We start from the raw sequence: 17,457 nt of genomic DNA on the forward strand, positions 1-17,457 counted from the left end.
GGCCGTGGTGGCCATGAATAGCCCTCGTGCGGGCCGTGCACGTCTTCTGCAAGGAGAAAACTATGTCTAACTCAGACAAAGTCTGGCCAACGGGACTGACCGAGGCCGAATCGGAAGAGATTCACCGCAATCTCATCCAGGGTACGCAGATTTTCGGCATGATTGCCGCATTCGCCCATCTGCTGGCCTACATCTATTCACCCTGGCTCAAGTAAAGGAGACACAACATGATCTACTCGAAAATGTGGTGTGTGGTGAAACCTTCGGTCGGTATCCCGGTGTTCATTGCGGCTGTGGCGATTGCGTCCTTCAGCGTGCACCTGGCTCTGACCATCAACACCTCCTGGGTGAAAAACTTCCTCAACGGCGGCGCCAAAGTGGTCGCTGCTGCGCCTGCTGCAGACGCGACGGTGAAGAAGTAAAGGGTGCAAGCCCGAACGGCCAGACGCGCAAGCGTCTGGTCTTTCCTGTATGAACAAAACAAAAACACGATCCTCTCTTGCGCATGTGCTGGCCAGCATGGGCCCGCGTTTTTTGCCTTTTGCGGACGCCGCCAGCGATGATTTGCCGCTGTCCCGTCTGCTGCGCTTGTCGCTGTTTCAAATTTCTGTGGGCATGGCCATGGTCATGCTGGTGGGCACCCTCAACCGCGTGATGATCGTCGAGCTGCAAGTGCCGGCCACGCTGGTGTCGCTGATGGTGGCCCTGCCTTTGCTCGTGGCGCCGTTTCGGGCGCTGATCGGTTTTCGTTCGGACAATCACCGCTCGCAACTGGGCTGGCGGCGTGTGCCTTACATCTGGATGGGCAGCTTGCTGCAGTTTGGTGGCTTTTCCATCATGCCTTTTGCGCTGTTGGTGCTGGCCGGTGCCGGCCAGGCCAGCCAGGCCCCCGCCTGGGTGGGGCTGGTGGGTGCCGCGGGAGCCTTCGTGCTGGTGGGCATCGGCATGCACACCGTGCAAACCGCGGGTCTCGCCTTGGCCACCGACCTGGCGCCCCCCGAGCGCCAGCCCCAGGTGGTCGGCCTCATGTATGTGATGCAGCTGGTCGGCATGATCGGTAGCGCCTTGATGTTGGGCCATTTGCTGCGTGACTACAGTCCGGGTCAGCTGATCCGCGTGGTGCAGGCCGTGGCGGTGATGACCTTGGCGCTCAACGTGATCGCCCTGTGGAAGCAGGAGCCGCGCAGCCGCCTGCGCAAACCGGGCACGCCCATCGAACACACTTTCGCACAAGCCTGGCAACTCTTTTGCCAAGGCCCGAACACCTTGCGGCGTTTGCTGGCGGTGGGCCTGGGCACCATGGCCTTCACCATGGAAGACGTCTTGCTGGAGCCGTATGGCGGCGAGATCCTGAGCCTGAGCGTGTCCACCACCACCTTGCTCACGGCCAATCTGGCCTTGGGCGGTCTGATTGGTTTTGCTTGGGCTTCGCGTGTGCTCAGCCGCGGCGCTGACGCCTACCGCATGGCCAGCTGGGGCGCCTGGGTGGGCGTGCCCGCCTTTGTGGCCGTGATCGCTTCCGGCCCGCTGGCCTCTGCGCCTTTGTTCGCTCTGGGTATTTTTCTGATCGGCCTGGGCGGCGGTTTGTTTGCCCACGGCACCCTGACCGCCACCATGCAAATGGCCCCGCCCGAGCAAACCGGCCTGGCCATGGGGGCTTGGGGCGCAGTGCAGGCCACGGCCGCAGGCCTGGGCATGGCGCTGGGCGGCATGGTGCGCGACGGCGTGGCGCTCGGCAGCAGCTCGGTCATGGCTTACTCGGTGGTTTATGGCCTCGAACTTCTGCTGCTGGCCTTGACCCTGTGGGCCATGGCGCCTTTGATACGGCCAGCGGGTGCGTCTGTACGGCCACCGCTCAACTCTGCATAATGTCCCCCAACCGTTTGGACCCTTCACCCTCAACTCAAGGAAAAGCCATGGAAATCAAACACATCCTCATCATCATGTTCGTGGTTTTTGGCCTGTTCATGCTGGCCAACTGGTTCAACCGTCCCAAAGGCCCACGCAAGTGAGGCCTGACGGCGCCCATCCCCCAAAACCGTTGCAAGGCGGTTTTTTTGTGCCTGTGACCAGCCTTGCCGTTTTACAGCGTGCGCCAGACATGGCGCACCAGCAGGCCCGAGAGCACCCACATGGTCGCGCCGATCAACGCGTCCAGAATTTGCCAGGCGCGGGGCTTTGCAAACCAGGGGGCCAGCCAACGCGCCCCAAAGCCCAAAGCGCTGAACCACAGCACACTGGCCGCGCTGGCCCCGGCCGAAAACCAGCCCTGCAAGGGCACGGGCTGCTGCGCCCCGATGCTGCCCACCAAGAGCACCGTGTCCAGGTACACATGCGGGTTGAGCAAGGTGAAAGCCGCCGCTTGCGCGAGTGCCGACCCACGGCCCATGCCTTGGCCCAGGCTTCTCACATCCAGCGTGCTGGCTTGGCGCGCCCGCTGCAATGCCCGCCAGCCATAGATCGCCAAAAACGCCGCCCCGGCCAAGGCCAGGGCGCGCGCCAGCCCCGGCCGGTCACCCAGCGCCTGTGCCATGCCCAACACGCCGGCCGTGATCAGCAGCGCATCGGCCGCCGCGCAAAAGGCCACCACGCTGACCACATGTTCGCGGCGCAAACCCTGGCGCAACACAAATGCGTTTTGCGCCCCGATCGCCACGATCAGGCCCAGGCTGAGCAACAGGCCTTGGACAAAAACGGGCCAAGCCAACAAAAGGGTGTCATGCAAGTTCATGGGGCATGAGCTTGTCAGTCTTTCAAGATTAAGACAAACTGTCTTTGCTTCATCAGCTTTAGAAAAACTAATTTCATGCTCGACTATTTCTCTTTGGCAGCCTTGGCGGCCGTGGTTCGTGAGGGCAGTTTTGAACGTGCAGCACGCGCTTTGCACGTCACGCCGTCCGCCGTGTCGCAACGCATTCGCTTGCTGGAAGAGCGGGTGGGCTGCGCGCTGGTGGTGCGCGGCCAGCCCTGCCAGGCCACCGAGACCGGTCGACGCCTGTGCCAGCACATGGACCGTGTGCGTCTGCTCGAGCAGGAGCTGCAAGGCAGTTTGCCGGGGCTGGCCCCGGAAGGCGTGGCGCGTGTCACGCTGCCCATCGCGGTGAACGCTGACAGCCTGGCCACCTGGTTTGCCCCGGCCCTGACCGCGTTTGCAGCCGAGGCACCCGTCTTGATGGCGGTGTCGGTCGACAACGAGGACCACACCACCGAGTGGTTGCGCAGCGGCGCGGTGCTGGCCGCTGTGACGGCCACGGCACGCCCGGCCACCGGTTGCAACAGCCGCGCCCTGGGGGCCATGCGCTATGTGGCGGCGGCCAGTCCCGCTTTTGTACAGCGCCACTTGGCGTCCGGCGTGACAGCCGGGACCCTGGCCCAGGCGCCCAGTCTGGTGTTCAATACACAGGACGAGCTGCAGGCCCGCTGGGTGCGGCGTCTGTGCCATCGGCACGTGGAGCTGCCCCGGCACACTTTGCCCTCCACGCAGGCTTTTGTGCAGGCCTCACTGGCCAGCATGGGCTGGGGTTTGCACCCCCTCACGCTGATTGCCCCCCACTTGCGAAGTGGTGCCTTGCTGGAACTGGTGCCGGGCACACCGCTCGATGTGCCCTTGTATTGGCAGGAAACCCGCGCCGCATCCGCTTTGCTCGATGGCCTGAGCCGCACAGTGCTCAAGGCCGCGCAGGGCAGTTTGATCGCTTGAACGGCAGATCCGGTCTGAAGGGCTTTAGGCACACAGGCGTGTACGGGCGACAGCGCCATCGGCATGGCCGGTGCCTGTGTGGGTGGTGCGCTGTGCCAGTCACCCAGGCCATGGGTGAAATTATTCTTTGACGGATCCGGTCATCCCGGAGACGTAATACTCCACAAAGAAAGAGTAGATGAAGGCCACGGGCAAAGAGCCAAAGAGCGCTCCAGCCATGAGTGCACCCCAGTGGTAAACGTCACCTTCCACCAGTTCTGTGACCACCCCCACCGGCACTGTTTTCACCTCACTGGACGACACGAAGGTGAGCGCGTAGATGAACTCGTTCCATGACAAGGTGAATGCGAAGATGCCTGCCGAGATCAGACCCGGAACCGACAAAGGCAGGATGATTTTGACCAGGATTTCCCAGCGGTTGGCACCGTCAATCATGGCGCACTCTTCCAGTTCAAAAGGAATCGAACGGAAGTAACCCATGAGCAGCCAGGTGCAAAAAGGAATCAGAAAAGTCGGGTAGGTCAGGATGAGCGCCAAGCGTGTATCAAACAGGCCCAGCTCAAACACCACCGATGCCAAAGGAATGAACAAAATGGACGGTGGCACCAGGTAGGCCAGGAAAATGGCCAGTCCGGTGTGTTTCGCTCCCTTGAAGCGCAAACGCTCAATCGCATAGGCCGCCAGCACCGAAGCGAACAAGGAGAAGAAAGTGGCCGTCACCGAGACCACCACGGTGTTCCACATCCACTGTGGGTAAGCGGTGCGAAACAGCAGCTTTTCAATGTGTGCGAGTGTGGGGGCGATGATCCAGAAAGGGTTGCCATCACGCGACAGCAGTTCGTTGTCAGGTTTGAAAGCCGTGATGCCCATCCAGTAAAACGGAAAGAGCAAAACGAAAAGAAACACCAACAGGGGCAGATAGGTTTTGAAAACCTTGGTGGCGTTGGTGTCCAGGTAGGACATGCCTACGCTGTCGTGTGTGTCTTTGCTCATTTGTCACTACCGCCTTGTTGCCATGTACGGCGTTGAAGTCCGAAATAACTGAACAGAATGGCGGCTAGCAAGAAGGGCACCATGGCGATGGCGATGGCCGCACCTTCACCCAGAGCGCCCCCGGGTATGGCACGCTGGAACGACAGGGTGGCCATGAGGTGTGTGGCATTGAGCGGACCACCCCGTGTGAGCACATAAATCAGCTGGAAGTCGGTGAATGTGAACAGCACCGAGAAAGTCATGGTGACTGCAATGATGGGGGTCAGCAGTGGCAAGGTGACATGCCAGAACTGCTGCCAGGGCGTGGCACCATCAATGGCCGAAGCCTCGTAGTAAGACGGTGAGATGGTTTGCAGACCTGCCAGCAGCGTGATGGCGACAAAAGGTACGCCGCGCCAGACATTGGCGGCCAGGGTGGAAAGGCGCGCATTCCATGGCGAGCCCAGGAAGTCGATGTAGGCGTCGATCCAGCCCATCTTGACCAGAACCCAGCTGATGATCGAGAACTGCGAATCGAAAATCCACCAAAAAGCAATCGCCGACAAGGCCGTCGGGACGATGTAGGGCAGCAAAATGACAGCCCGGAAGAACGATTTGAAGCGAATGTTTTTGTTCAGCAACAAAGCCAGCCAAAGCCCCAGGAAGAACTTGAGCACGCTGGCCACGGTGGTGTAGAACATGGTGTTGAACAGGGCCAACTGGGTGACGCTGTCCGACAACAAGAAGATGTAGTTTTCAAGACCAATCCATTGACCACCACGGCCAATTTTGGTGTCGGTGAAACCCAACCAAACACCCAAGCCGAGAGGGTATGTCAAAAACAGCAGCAACAGGAGTGCTGCAGGCATCATGAAGATCAAGCCCAGCACATTGCGGCTGTTTTGAATTCTCTCGAGCAAGGGTGTCATGGGTTCTTTTCAGTTTTGAAAACGATCAGACCTTGTAGTAACGCTCAGCACGTTTTTGGGCGCGCTCTGCGGCTTCTTTGGGCGTCCTGGAGCCACTGGCTGCTTCTGCGACCATGTTGACGATGATGAAGTCAGCACCAGCACCGGCCGAGGCGTAGCCCAGCTTGCCTGCGTAGCCCGCAGGGCGCATGTTTTTCACGGGGTCGCGGTAGGCGGTGTGCTTGGGGTCGGAGGTCCAGATGGCCGACTTGGTGTAGAAGTCCAGTGGGGGCGCGATGTAGCCACCTGCCGCTGTGAGCCAAGGATCGAACTGCTCCTTTTCCATCATGAAGCGCAGGAATTCCTTGGCTGCGTTCGGGAATTTGGTGTACTTCATCACCATTTGATTGAAGAACAAATGCGACTCTGTGGGGGTGCCCACAGGGCCCACGGGGTAGGGGGCATGGTGCACGTCGGCATTCATCGCCCGCACCTTTTCGTCGGGCGATGTTTTGGTCGCGTAGTAGATGGAGATGCCGTTGTTGGTCAGGCTGATCTGGCCATCCAGGAATGCCTTGTTGTTGTTGGGGTCGAGCCAGGACAAGGTGCCGGGAATGAAGGTGGCGTACATCTCTTTGGCGTATTCCAGGGCCTTGATGGTCTCGGGGCTGTCGATGACGACCCTGTTGTTGGCATCAACCAATTTGCCGCCAAACGCCCACACCAGCCAGTTGCACCACAGGCCGTCACCCGTGGCATTTCCCAGTGCAAAGCCCGCAGGCGTGCCTTTTTCCTTGAGTGCTTTCAGCAACTTGAGGAAGTTGTCGGTGTCTTTGGGGAAAGTGTCAAAGCCCGCTGCTTTGACTTGACTTTGGCGATAGACCAGCATGGCGCCGGCCGCACCCAGGGGCACGCCAATCCATTTTTTACCGTCTGGTTTCAGGTAGGCATGGCAAGCGGGGAAGAAGCCGCCGTATTTTTTGCCCAGGTACTCACACAGGTCTGTGACGTCCAGCAGTTTTTCAGGATACAGGTTGGCATCGTCGTTGGTCGACAAAATGATGTCAGGACCCGCACCCGTGTTGGCGGCAACAGCGGCCTTGGGGCGCACATCTTCCCAGCCTTCGTTGTCGACCCGCACTTCAACGCCTGTGAGTTCAGTGAACTTTTTCACGTTGGCCATGTAGGCATCGATGTCACCTTGCACAAATCGGCTCCAGCGCAGCACGCGAAGTTTGGCGCCCTTTTCCGGTTTGAAGCTGAGGTTTTGCGCATGCACCGCAGGGGCGTAGGCCATGGCACCCAAGCCGAAGGTGGTGGAAGCGGCTGCAACTCTGGCAGAGCTTTCGAGGAAGTCACGTCGATTCAGTTTGGTCATGAAATGTCTCCTGTTTTGAGTGGGTTGGCGGCGAGAAAACGGATGGGGAAATCAGCGATCAGGCAGCAAGCCTATTGCCGGTCGCTGCGTCGAAGACGTGAGCCCGTGACATGTCGGGCTGGAGGTGGATGGTGCTGCCCAAGGCAAATTCGTGTCGTTCGCGGAAAACCGCAGAAAATTCAACGCCTTCGTGTCGGCAAGCGACAAAGGTGTCCATCCCCGTGGGTTCCAGAACAGCCACCCGGGCCGTGATGCCGCCGCTGTCCACCAGCGTCAGGTGTTCGGGGCGCGTTCCAAAAATGATGGGTTGCCCGTTTTGGCCTGCCAGAGGTCTTGGCAGGGGCAGCCGCAGACCGTCCTGCAATTCGACTTGGCACTGTTGGCCGTCCACCACCAGTTTGCCGGGCAAAAAATTCATGGCCGGAGAGCCAATGAAGCCTGCAACAAACTGATTGGCCGGCATGTCGTACAGATCCAGCGGAGAGCCGGTTTGCTCGATGCGGCCGTCGCGCATGACCACAATTTGATCGCCCATGGTCATGGCTTCAATTTGGTCGTGCGTGACGTAAATGGAAGTGGTTTTCAGGCGTTGGTGCAGCTCTTTGATCTCGCTTCGCATGGCCACGCGCAGCTTGGCGTCCAGGTTCGAAAGCGGTTCGTCGAACAAAAAGACTTGCGGGTCGCGAACGATGGCACGGCCCATGGCCACCCGCTGGCGTTGGCCACCGGACAGCTGACGGGGGTAGCGGTCGAGCAAAGAGCCGAGCGCCAAAATGTCAGCCGCACGGGCCACTTTGGCATCGATTTCATCTTGGGGTTTTTTGGCCAGGGTGAGCGAGAAGGCCATGTTCTGGCCAACCGTCATGTGCGGGTAGAGCGCATAGTTTTGAAAAACCATGGCGATGTCCCGCTCTTTGGGGGGGAGGTCGTTGACTTGACGTGCACCGATGTGGATTTCGCCACCGCTGGTTTCTTCGAGGCCGGCAATCATGCGCAACAACGTGGACTTGCCGCAACCTGATGGACCGACAAGCACGGTGAAAGAACCGTCTTGGATTTCAATGTCCACACCATGCAGAATCGGAACATCCCCAAAATTCTTTTTGACAGATCGGATCGATACACTGGCCATTGAAAGCTTTCCTGTTTGAACGAATCTGAATCTGAACTGCAACTGCGCATGATTCAAATTGACATTCAGTATCACATTCTTGGGCCAATTCCTTATACCCACTTACCCTAATGGATCGTCTCCTATGTTCACCGATGCACAGGGGGTGACATGGGTCTAGGGGGTGAACTCTCGGCCATGTGCCCCAGCATGACCGCGGCATCTCCTGCGCGGAGGGGTCATGCGCGGTCGGGGTCTGATCGCTGCGGGGCCTGAGGCTCAGGTCACCGGCATTTGAATGGGCTGTCCGGCCTCCAGCAAATCCATCACCTGCTGCATGACCTGAGCGCCAGTGGCCGAGTAGGGGTCAAAGTCGGGGTGGTGCAGTCGGACCATGGGGTCGTCCACCGACAGGTGCACCAGCGCCATGGACCACTGGCCAAAGCGGCGTTCGTGGATTTCTTCGTAGTGCAGGATCTCCACATCCTGGTGGCGGGTGTCGGCGCTGATGCGGCGGTACAGCGCGTTGACCTTGCTGCGCTCGCCTTCGATCACCTGAAAGAAAAAGCCTTGCCCCTGGCACAGCACCCCGGTGATGGCTTGCGCAGGGTTGTTGGCTTGCGCTTGCGCCAGGATGCTGGTGGTCATGGTGGTGGTTTGCGGACCGACGGCACGGCTCACGTACAGCAGGCGCACGGTGATGCTGTGGCTGGGCACTCTCATGGTGTGGGGTGCACCGCGTTGCGGTCCAGGCGCTCGGTCTCGCGGCGCTCGAACAGGTTGAGCATCCAGGCCACGCGCTGGGGCATGGCCCGGTTGGGAAAATAGGCCTTGTTGCCGGTTTGCTGGGCGGCGTCGCGGCAGCCTTGCACCAGGCCCACAATGGCGGCCAGCGGCGCGGGGCTGTGGTCGGCCACGCGGATCCAGTGCACCTGGGTCCAGGCGCTGGCCAGCAGCATGAGCTTGCGTGTGGTGCTCACCACCGTGCGTTTGTTCACCGAGTCCAGGCCTTCGCGGCGCAGCTGGTGGCCGATCTCGGCGTAGATCATGCTGGCCGCGCAAATGGCGGCGCGGCAGTCGGGCGGCAGGGCGGCAATGCCCGAGTGCGCTTGCTTGTACAGGCGGTCGGCTTCATCCAGCAAACGCGCCACCACCTGTGCGATGGCCGGGGTGAATGTGGGTTGGGCCATCCAGGCTTCAGGGTCGATGCCGGCCTCGACCAGCCAGCGGCGCGGCAGGTACAGGCGGCCAATGCTGGCGTCGTGGCCCACGTCGCGCGCGATGTTGGTCAGCTGCATGGCCACGCCCAGCTCGCAGGCCCGTGCCAGCGTGTCCATGCTTTGCGGCCCCATGATCCAGCTCATCATCGCGCCCACACTACCTGCCACCCGGGCACCATAGGCGTGCAGGTCTTCGATGCTGTCGTAAGTGCGGCCGCTCGCGTCCCAGGCAAAGCCTTCGATCAGTGCGTCCAGCAAATGGCGCGGCAGTTTGTATTGCTGGACTACCAGGCTGAGCGCGTGGTCTTCCACATGGTCGTGCGGGGTGCTGGCATAGATGGCGTCCAGGCGCTCTTGCAGAGCGGCCAGCGGCGTGTCGCCCGCAGCGGCTTCGTCCACCAGGTCGTCGGCCACGCGGCAAAAGGCGTAGAGCGCAATGGCCGCTGTGCGCACGCGCAGGGGCAGCAAGCGGCTGGCGGCAAAAAAGGTTTTGGAGCCGCCCTGCATCATGGCCACGCAGGCCTGCAGGTCCTGCGAGTCGAAGTCGAGTTCTTGCAAACTGACAGCGTTGGGGGTGCGTTCAGATGTTGACATGGGGGATCACCGATTCCAAAGCTTTGGCCGACATGAGCACGCCCGGCACGCCCGCGCCCGGGTGCGTGCTGGCCCCCACGACAAACAGGCCCGGCACATCCTCGCTGCGGTTGTGTGGGCGAAACCACGCGCTTTGCAGCAGCAGCGGCTCGAGGCCAAACCCCGCGCCTTTGTAGGACCACAAGTTGTCGAGAAAGTCTTGCGGCGTGGTCACCTTGCTGGTCACGATGCACTCGCGCAGGCCGGGCAACACGCTGGCCTCCAGGCTCTCGGCAATGGCGGCGCGGTAGGTCTCGGCAAAGGCGTTCCAGTCGGTGCCGCTGTCCAGGTGCGGCACGGGTGAGAGCACATAAAAGGTGTCGCAGCCCTCGGGGGCCAACGAAGGATCGGTGGCGGTGGGGCGGTGCAAATACAGGCTGAAGTCGTTGGCCAGATGGTGCTTTTGAAAGATGTCTTGCAGCAGGCCTTGGTAGCGCGGGCCCAGCACCATCATGTGGTGCGGCACGTCTTTGTACTGGCGCGAGGTGCCGAAGTACCAGACGAACAGGCCCATGGAGTATTTGCCATTCGCGATCTTGCGGTCGGTCCACACGCGGCGGTGCTCAGGCGCGACGAGGTTTTTGTAGGTCCAGGCGGTGTCACCGTTGCTCACCACGATGTCGGCGGGCACGAATTCGCCGCTTTGCAACTCGATGCCGCAGGCACGGCCGTTTTCGATGCGGATTTGCGTCACAGGTGCGTTGCAGCGCAGCGGCACGCCGCGCTCTCCCAACAAGCCGACCAGTCCTTTCACAATCGCCCCGGTGCCGCCCATGGCCGAGTGCACACCCCAGGTGCGCTCCAGCGAGTTGATCAGGGCGTAGGCACAGGTCACGGCAAACGGGTTGCCGCCGATCAGCAGCGGGTGAAAGCTCATCACGATGCGCAGCTTGTCGTTGCGCATGTGTTTGGCCACCAGGCTGTACAGGCTGCGCCAGGCGCCCATGCGCAAGAAGTCGGGGATGGCGGCCATCAGGTCGCTGACCTTGTCAAAGGCCATGTCCCCCATGCCTTCAAAGCCCAGGGTTTTGCAGCGCTCGGCTTCTTCCAAAAAGCGTTCGTAGCCCGGCAGATCATCGGGTTCAAAGCGGGCGACTTCGGCGCGCATGTGCTCGGGGTCGCCGTTGTAGTCGAACCAGGTGCCATCCGAGAAACGCACACGGTAAAACGGGTCCATGGCCACCAGCTTCACGTCGCCCGCAAAGCTCTTGCCGCACAGCGCCCACAGCTCTTCGAGCAAAAAGGGCGCGGTGATGATGGTGGGGCCGGCATCAAAGGTGAAGCCGTCCTGGTGGTGCACATAAGCGCGGCCACCGGGGGCGTCGAGTTTTTCAAACACCTTGACCTCGTAGCCTTTGACGCTCAGGCGAATCGCTGCGGCCAGCCCGCCAAAGCCGCTGCCAATGACCACCGCCACCGGGCGCTGGCGCAGCTGGGACGGGGTGCCCAGCTCTGGGCCTTGCGGCGAGACGGGAATGCCGAAACCTTCGGTGCGGTAAGCATGGGTGGTGGTGTTCATGGGGGCCTTCAAGGGGGTGTGGTCAAAGCCGGTTTGGTGGTCTGGCCCATGGCCCAACCCCACAGCCGCTCCAGTGGCCAAGGAAAAATCATGATGACGTGTTCCACGATCGCCAGGCCCAGCAAAGTGGCCAGCATGACCCAGCCGGTGGTGATGGCCACTGCGCCTTGTTGCGCCAGCCAGACCAACCAAAACCAGGTGCCCATGGCCACGCCCATCGACAGCACGAACCACAGCGACATGCCGCTGGTGGTGCGGAAATAACTGGCGAGGTACTTCAGGTGGGCAGGCAGGTACTGCGCGCCGTTTTGCGGCACGCCAAAAAACAAATTCAGTTTGGCCGACAGGCGCATGCACCACAGCATCGCAAAGGTGCAAATGGCCACATGGCTGACCTGACCCGCTTGCATCCACCACAACAAGGCGAAGTTGGCCAACAAAGCCAGCTCGTGGTACAGCATGACCTGCACCGACTGCACAAATCGTGGCCAGCCCGTGGCCCCCGCGTCCAATGGGGTTTTGCGTGGACCGGTGATCCAGCCGGTCAAAAAGGCGAGCTCGTGCCAGCCCCACATCACGATCACGCTGCCAAAGGCGAGGTAGGCGTTGAACACGCTGACCTCTTGCATGCTGTGGGCCACGCCCCAGAAACTCAAGGCCAAGAGCACCGTCCAGCCGGCCAGGCTGAAACGGAAGCTGCGCGCAGGCAGCCGGTCGAGCCACAAAATCACGCCCGTGCCGAGCCACCAGCACAGGGCCGTGAAAACGCAGGCCCAGACCACTTCATTCACCATGCCGGTTCCATGCGGACCTGGGGCGAGAGGTCTTGTTGAATGACGGGCATGAAATACAGGCGCGCAAACGTTGCCGCGGCTTTGACGGCGCACACGCCTTGCTGCAATTTACCCACCACGCCCCCGCGGGTCTTGGCTTTGGCCATGGCTTGCGACAGGGCAAACAGGCGTTCCAGGCCCCGGCGGAAGACGAGGTGATCGGTGTCGAGCGCCAGCGGGAAGACCTGCTTGGTGATCTCGGTGGTGATGCGGAAGACTTGGTAGTCGTATTCGCTCGAGTCGAGGCCCATGGCCTCGTGCAGCATGGGGCGGGTGTGGTCGCGCACGTACATGGTGGCGTAGACGGCCAGCAAGAAAAAGCGAATCCACAGCTTGTTGCCACCGCTCAGCAACTTCGGGTTGGCGCGCATGATCAGGGCAAACGATTCACCGTGGCGGAATTCGTCGTTGCACCACAGCTCGAACCAGCGAAAGATGGGGTGAAAGCGTTTTTCGGGGTGCTTCTCAAGCTGGCGGAAGATGGTGATGTAGCGCGCGTAGCCGATCTTTTCCGACAGGTAGGTCGCGTAGTAAATGTATTTGGGCTTGAAGAAGGTGTATTTCTTGGTGCGCTTCAAGTTGCCCAGGTCGATACCCAGATTGAAGTCGCGCAGTGAGAGGTTGATGAAGCCCGCGTGGCGCGATTCGTCGCGCGCCAGGTAGGTCATGAGCTGCTTGATGTCGGGGTTGGTGACGTTCTTGCGGATCTCGTTGTAGAGCACGCAACCCGAAAACTCGGAGGTGAGCGAACTGACCAGAAAGTCCATGAACTCCTGGCGCATCTCGGGCGAGAGGCTGGCCATGCCCGCGGCCACTTCGCCCGCAAAGGCTTCGTCGCGCTGGAAGTGGTCGTGGTTGTTGTCGCCCTCGTACTCGGCCATCATCTTGTCCCACTCGGCGCGCACCGGCTCGATGTTGATGCGGTCCATGGCATCGAAGTCGGTGGTGTAAAAACGCGGGCTGATCATGTCGCTGTGCACCGCCTTTTTGTTGGCGTCTTCAGCGGTTTCGATGGTGTGGACAGCGGTGGCGTTCATGGGGTTCTCCGGTGCGGGTTCAATCGGGTTTAACGGGTTCGCGGTGGGGGGTGTTCACAGGCGTGGTGTCTTGCCCTGCCAGTCTTAGGCCCGCGAATACGGCGGCGTTGCTGGGACCAAAGGACTCCAGGTCAATGCGCTGGCCGGTGCTGGGGTCTTGCAAGGTCAGACGGCCGTCGGTGCGGCCGATCAACAAAAAGGGGGCTTCTTTCCCCAGGCTCTCGCGCTGGCGCTCACGGGCCAGGGCACGCAAGGTGCTGCGCAGAAAACCTTGCTCACCCGAAAACTGGGCCACTTGCTGGCCGCTGCGGTGGTCCACCACGGCGATGTCGCCGCTGGGCAGGTCGCGAAACTGCAGATCGCGCTGCCACTGCACGGCGGCATCGGGGGTGCGCGGGTCCAGGCCCGACCAGCGTGCCAGGCCCACGGCCACCAGCATGGCCAGCAGCATCACGCCGATCCAGGCCATGGGCCGGTTCAGGCCTTGGCTCTGGGGGGCTTGGCGGTTGTGCTGCCAGTCATGTGGGGGCAGGGTGTTCATGCCAGCATGCCTTGGGGTGGTGTGGCTTGGCTGCTCACAGGGGCATCGCCCAGCTGCAGGCTTTGGCCTGCACGTTCTGCGCGCCACAGGTTCAGCAGCAGCTCGCCCACTTGTGCGCTCTCTGGCACGCAGCGCAAGGTGGGCTGGGGCCGGGTGACGTGCCAGGCACGCTGGTGCGGCCACAGGTGGGCCCAGCCAATGCGGTCTTCGGGGTGCAGGGCCAGCGCGATGTCGCCCGTGCCCGCACCTTGGGTCTTGAGGGACGCCCCCGCGATGCGTTTGAAGGGCAGGTTGAAGGTCAGTGTGAGCACGATGCCGATGCGCATGACCACGCGTTTGTTGGTCAGGGTGTAGAGCGTGCTGCGCGCCGACATCCAGGCCGTGCCCAAGAGCAGCGCCAGGGCCAGGGCGTAGAGGCTGGCGGCCACCACCAGAGGTTTCCAGTCGACCTGTCCTTCGGGGGCCGTGAGGTTGATGGCCTGCACCGCGAGCATGAGCGCGAAGTACAGCGCGATCTTGCGCACATGAAACGCGTGGATGGCCAGACGCTTCCAGTCGGGTGCGCCCTGCCAGACCACGCGCTCGCCCTGGGGCAGGGCGCTGGGCAGGCCGGGGGCAGCTTCCCACTCGTGTTCGTGGGTGGCTTTCATATGATGGGTTCCTGACGCTCAGGGGTGGCGTACAAGGTGCCCGCACCGTAGTAGGCGGTGATTTTTTCTTCTTCGAGCAAGGTGATCTGCGCGTTCGATTTCGTCTGCGGCACGTTCGCGAACTGGTGACTCAAAATGGCCTGCACATGCGTGCCGTCTTTCTTGATGCGCGCAAAGGTCATGGGCAGCAGCACGCGCTTGTCGGAGTTCGCCAATTGCACTTCGGCGTAGCGGAACATCATCTCCATGCGGTCGACCCAGAGCTCGACCACGGTACCGGCCACGACCTTGTCAGCGCCCCAGACGGGCAAGCCACGCGGGTCCACGTCTTGTTTGGCCACCGAGTGGTCAGTCGCCACGCGCAAGGGCACGATTTTGGGGTGACCGTGCGGGTCTGCATCGGGGATGTCGGCGCGCATGGCCCAGGCACCGGGGCCCACGCCTGCCAAGAGCGGATCGCCCACGGGCTCCAGGGGGGCACCGTTCCAGCCGTGGGTGGGTTGGCCGCTGTAGCTGCCGTCTGGGCGGGCCAAATCAGGCGACAAGTAGGTGTGGCCGTCTTGCGTCTTGAAGGCCTTGGGCTCGGGCACGGGGGGCCAGCCTTCGATCTTGGGGCCGTTTTCGCGGCCCGAATCCATGGGGTAACCCTCGCGGTGGTTTTCACGCAAGAGGTAATAAATCAGTCCCGCGAAGAATGCCCAAAACATGTACAACACGATTTGGGCCACATCGACGTACTGGGTGATTGCGCCTGTTTCCATGGCTGTCTCCTTCAAAAAATCGGTGTATCAGCCCGGCAGTTGCGCCAGGCCAAAGGGTTGGGTGGGTGTGCTGACTGCCCGTGCAGCCAGACGGCTGGCACGCAACATGGGCCCCAGGGCCACCAGCACAACAAACAACAAATACATTTCCAGGTGGTAAACGAAGCTGTAGGCGGTGATGGGGGTGACCAGCACCTCGCCCAAAGCGCCCGACATGGCCAACACCGACACGCCGTCGCGCAAAGCCCCGCCCAGCGCCATGGCAGCCCCCGCGCTGGTGGCTTGCACCGCGCCCCAGGTGCCGATGACCAGACCCCCCAGGTGACCCAGCGGGCTGCCGTCCTCCGCCATGCCCATGGCCGTGACCAGCATGCCCACCGAAAACAAACCGCCGCTGAAACCGATCAGGCCCACGCCGATGCGGAACATCCAGGCCGCTTCGAGCGGGCCCGAAAAAATCACCATCGCAAACGCGGGCAAGCCCAGCAGCACACCCAGGCTGGCGAGGCGACAGGCGTGCATGCCGCCGGACAACCAGCGGGCTGACAAGAGAAAGGCCAGCAAAGCGCCACCCGCACTCAAGGCCGTGAGGGCGCTGGTGGCGCCCACGTCGAGTTTCAAAATCTCGGCCGCGTAAGGCTCGAGCACGATGTCTTGCATGTTGAAGGCGAAGGTGCCGATGCCCAGGGTCCACAAAAAGCGGCGCATCTGCGGCTGGGCCATCAGGTCACGCCAGCTGCTGGCAAAGCCCCCGGCTTCACGGCGACCGCGCTTGGCACTTCGTGCCTCTTGTTTCCACAGCGAGGCCAGGTTCATCACCGCCACCATGACCGCGCAGCCTTGCACCAGCTGGATGAGTTTTGGGGGGCTGAAGTCGCTCAGCACCAGGCCAAACACCGCGCTGCTGGCGATCATGCCCACCAGCAGCATGCTGTAGAGCAGGGCCACGACGCGAGGGCGTTTGTCGTCGCTGGCCAGGTCGTGCGCCAGCGCCATGCCCGCGGTTTGTGTGACCTGGATGCCCGCACCCACCAGCACAAAGGCCAGGCATGCGCCCAGCTGACCCACCCACAAATTGGCGGCTTCGGGCTCGGATAAAAGCAACAAGGCAAACGGCATGATGGACAGGCCGCCAAACAGCAGCAAGGTGCCGGTCCACATATAGGGGATGCGGCGCAGGCCCAGCGCCGAGGGGTGGGTGTCGCTGCGGTAGCCGATCAGGGTGCGCAGCGGCGCGAACACCATGGGGATGGCGACCGCCAAAGCGACCCACCAGGCGGGCACCTGCAGCTCGACGATCATGACCCGGTTGAGCGTGCCCACCAAGAGTGCCGTCACCATGCCGATCACCACCTGGAACAGCGACAGGCGCAGCAAGCGCGCCATCGGCAGCTCGGGCGAGGCTGCGTCGGCAAACGGCATGAAGCGCGTGCCGTGGGCCGTCAACCAGCGGGGGACCGGGATGCGCAGTTTCATGAGCGGGTCCACTCCCAGGCTTGCGAGGTGTAGAAACCACTGGCCACGCGCTGCATGCGTGCGCCTTGCCAGCCCTGCAACTCGGGGTGGTTTTGCATGCGTTGCAGCAGGTCGGCGTGCGCCACGGGCGACAAAGACGGCGAGCGGTCGCTGCGCGGGAACAGGCGGCCCGCGCTGTGCATCAGGGCCAAGAGCGGTGTGCGCGGCGCGAAGGTGAAGGCCATGGAGCCGCGGGTGCGCTGGGCCAAACCGGCCAGCGCTTCGGCGATTTGGTCGCTGTCGTAGTGGATGAGCGAGTCCATGCACACCACATGGTCAAAGTGGCCCAAGTCGGGGCTGAGCATGTCGCCCGACAAAAACTCCACCGAGCCTGGCAGGGTGGGATGCTCGGCCGCCATGCGTTCGGCGGCGAGCTTGACCAGCGTGGGCGACAGGTCAATCGCCATGACATCCGCACCGCGCAGCGCCGCTTGCAAGGCCAGCGCACCGGTGCCGCAACCGGCGTCGAGCACGCGCAGGCCGCGCAGGTCTTGCGGCAACCACGACAGCAGGGTCTCGCGCATGGTGTCGCGCCCGGCGCGCACGGTGGCGCGGATGCGGCCCACCGGCTCGTTCGAGGTCAATCGCGCCCAGGCATCGGCCGCGGTGCGGTCAAAGTAGTGCTCGATCTGGCTGCGGCGTTGTTCGTAGGCGGTGGTGTTCATGGTGTGCTTTCTGG

At 62.0% G+C, this 17,457-nt stretch carries 19 protein-coding genes; 4 read left to right on the forward strand and 15 right to left on the reverse strand.

What is annotated here, in order from left to right; all coding sequences use genetic code 11:
* Positions 1-62: 62 nt before the first annotated feature.
* Genes pufB through ACZ5RT_RS03855 form a run of 3 tightly spaced genes read left to right on the forward strand, consistent with a single transcriptional unit; the run spans position 63 to position 1,869 of the window.
* Complete coding sequence (gene pufB / locus ACZ5RT_RS03845) at positions 63-215, forward strand: light-harvesting antenna LH1, beta subunit (RefSeq protein ID WP_019429105.1); 153 nt, start codon at positions 63-65, stop codon at positions 213-215.
* Positions 216-227: 12 nt separating this feature from the next.
* Positions 228-422 carry a light-harvesting protein gene (locus ACZ5RT_RS03850; RefSeq protein WP_291929450.1) on the forward strand — a complete coding sequence of 65 codons (195 nt, stop codon included), beginning with the start codon at positions 228-230 and terminating at the stop codon, positions 420-422.
* Positions 423-471: 49 nt separating this feature from the next.
* On the forward strand, positions 472-1,869 hold the full coding sequence (locus ACZ5RT_RS03855; protein WP_464453561.1) for a PucC family protein: 1,398 nt from the start codon (positions 472-474) through the stop codon (positions 1,867-1,869).
* A 214-nt stretch (positions 1,870-2,083) separates the two neighbouring features.
* On the opposite strand, the gene ACZ5RT_RS03860 is transcribed toward ACZ5RT_RS03855, so the two are convergent.
* On the reverse strand, positions 2,084-2,731 hold the full coding sequence (locus ACZ5RT_RS03860) for a LysE/ArgO family amino acid transporter (RefSeq protein ID WP_464453562.1): 648 nt from the start codon (positions 2,729-2,731) through the stop codon (positions 2,084-2,086).
* 75 nt (positions 2,732-2,806) lie between these two features.
* On the opposite strand from ACZ5RT_RS03860, the gene ACZ5RT_RS03865 reads away from it, so the two are divergent.
* Positions 2,807-3,700, forward strand: a complete 894-nt coding sequence (locus ACZ5RT_RS03865; protein ID WP_464453563.1) for a LysR family transcriptional regulator ArgP — start codon at positions 2,807-2,809, stop codon at positions 3,698-3,700.
* A gap of 120 nt (positions 3,701-3,820) precedes the next feature.
* Here ACZ5RT_RS03865 and ACZ5RT_RS03870 read toward each other — a convergent pair whose 3' ends face one another.
* The 14 genes from ACZ5RT_RS03870 to bchM form a co-directional block, all read right to left on the reverse strand.
* Positions 3,821-4,663, reverse strand: coding sequence for a carbohydrate ABC transporter permease (locus tag ACZ5RT_RS03870; RefSeq protein ID WP_369907565.1), 843 nt, complete (start codon positions 4,661-4,663; stop codon positions 3,821-3,823).
* 26 nt (positions 4,664-4,689) lie between these two features.
* Positions 4,690-5,592 (reverse strand): carbohydrate ABC transporter permease, encoded by a 903-nt coding sequence (locus tag ACZ5RT_RS03875; RefSeq protein ID WP_108426903.1) that lies wholly within the window; start codon positions 5,590-5,592, stop codon positions 4,690-4,692.
* 34 nt (positions 5,593-5,626) lie between these two features.
* Positions 5,627-6,958, reverse strand: a complete 1,332-nt coding sequence (locus ACZ5RT_RS03880) for an ABC transporter substrate-binding protein (protein WP_291929457.1) — start codon at positions 6,956-6,958, stop codon at positions 5,627-5,629.
* A gap of 58 nt (positions 6,959-7,016) precedes the next feature.
* Positions 7,017-8,090: an ABC transporter ATP-binding protein gene (locus ACZ5RT_RS03885; protein WP_464453564.1), complete on the reverse strand. Its 1,074-nt coding sequence runs from the start codon at positions 8,088-8,090 to the stop codon at positions 7,017-7,019.
* 258 nt (positions 8,091-8,348) lie between these two features.
* Positions 8,349-8,792 (reverse strand): BLUF domain-containing protein, encoded by a 444-nt coding sequence (locus ACZ5RT_RS03890; protein WP_464453565.1) that lies wholly within the window; start codon positions 8,790-8,792, stop codon positions 8,349-8,351.
* Complete coding sequence (locus ACZ5RT_RS03895) at positions 8,789-9,883, reverse strand: phytoene/squalene synthase family protein (RefSeq protein ID WP_464453566.1); 1,095 nt, start codon at positions 9,881-9,883, stop codon at positions 8,789-8,791. The genes ACZ5RT_RS03890 and ACZ5RT_RS03895 overlap by 4 nt, the downstream gene beginning before the upstream one ends.
* Complete coding sequence (locus ACZ5RT_RS03900; RefSeq protein ID WP_464453567.1) at positions 9,870-11,441, reverse strand: phytoene desaturase; 1,572 nt, start codon at positions 11,439-11,441, stop codon at positions 9,870-9,872. Before ACZ5RT_RS03900 ends, ACZ5RT_RS03895 begins: the two co-directional genes overlap by 14 nt.
* An 8-nt stretch (positions 11,442-11,449) precedes the next feature.
* The gene (puhE, locus tag ACZ5RT_RS03905; protein ID WP_464453568.1) at positions 11,450-12,235 is read right to left on the reverse strand and encodes a putative photosynthetic complex assembly protein PuhE; all 786 of its coding nucleotides are present in this window, start codon (positions 12,233-12,235) and stop codon (positions 11,450-11,452) included.
* A complete protein-coding gene (gene acsF / locus ACZ5RT_RS03910) occupies positions 12,229-13,311 on the reverse strand; it encodes a magnesium-protoporphyrin IX monomethyl ester (oxidative) cyclase (RefSeq protein ID WP_464453569.1) in 1,083 nt (360 codons plus the stop codon). The genes puhE and acsF overlap by 7 nt, the downstream gene beginning before the upstream one ends.
* Positions 13,312-13,330: 19 nt before the next feature.
* Entirely contained in the window at positions 13,331-13,852 is a 522-nt protein-coding gene (gene puhC / locus ACZ5RT_RS03915) for a photosynthetic complex assembly protein PuhC (RefSeq protein WP_108426776.1), read from the reverse strand.
* Positions 13,849-14,502 (reverse strand): photosynthetic complex putative assembly protein PuhB, encoded by a 654-nt coding sequence (gene puhB, locus ACZ5RT_RS03920; RefSeq protein ID WP_464453570.1) that lies wholly within the window; start codon positions 14,500-14,502, stop codon positions 13,849-13,851. Before puhB ends, puhC begins: the two co-directional genes overlap by 4 nt.
* Positions 14,499-15,263, reverse strand: coding sequence for a photosynthetic reaction center subunit H (puhA, locus tag ACZ5RT_RS03925; protein ID WP_464453571.1), 765 nt, complete (start codon positions 15,261-15,263; stop codon positions 14,499-14,501). The genes puhB and puhA overlap by 4 nt, the downstream gene beginning before the upstream one ends.
* Before the next feature lie 27 nt (positions 15,264-15,290).
* A complete protein-coding gene (locus ACZ5RT_RS03930; RefSeq protein ID WP_464453572.1) occupies positions 15,291-16,739 on the reverse strand; it encodes a BCD family MFS transporter in 1,449 nt (482 codons plus the stop codon).
* Complete coding sequence (bchM, locus tag ACZ5RT_RS03935; RefSeq protein WP_416558960.1) at positions 16,736-17,443, reverse strand: magnesium protoporphyrin IX methyltransferase; 708 nt, start codon at positions 17,441-17,443, stop codon at positions 16,736-16,738. Before bchM ends, ACZ5RT_RS03930 begins: the two co-directional genes overlap by 4 nt.
* Positions 17,444-17,457: the final 14 nt, after the last annotated feature.

The organism is Limnohabitans sp. TEGF003 (genome assembly GCF_055395455.1).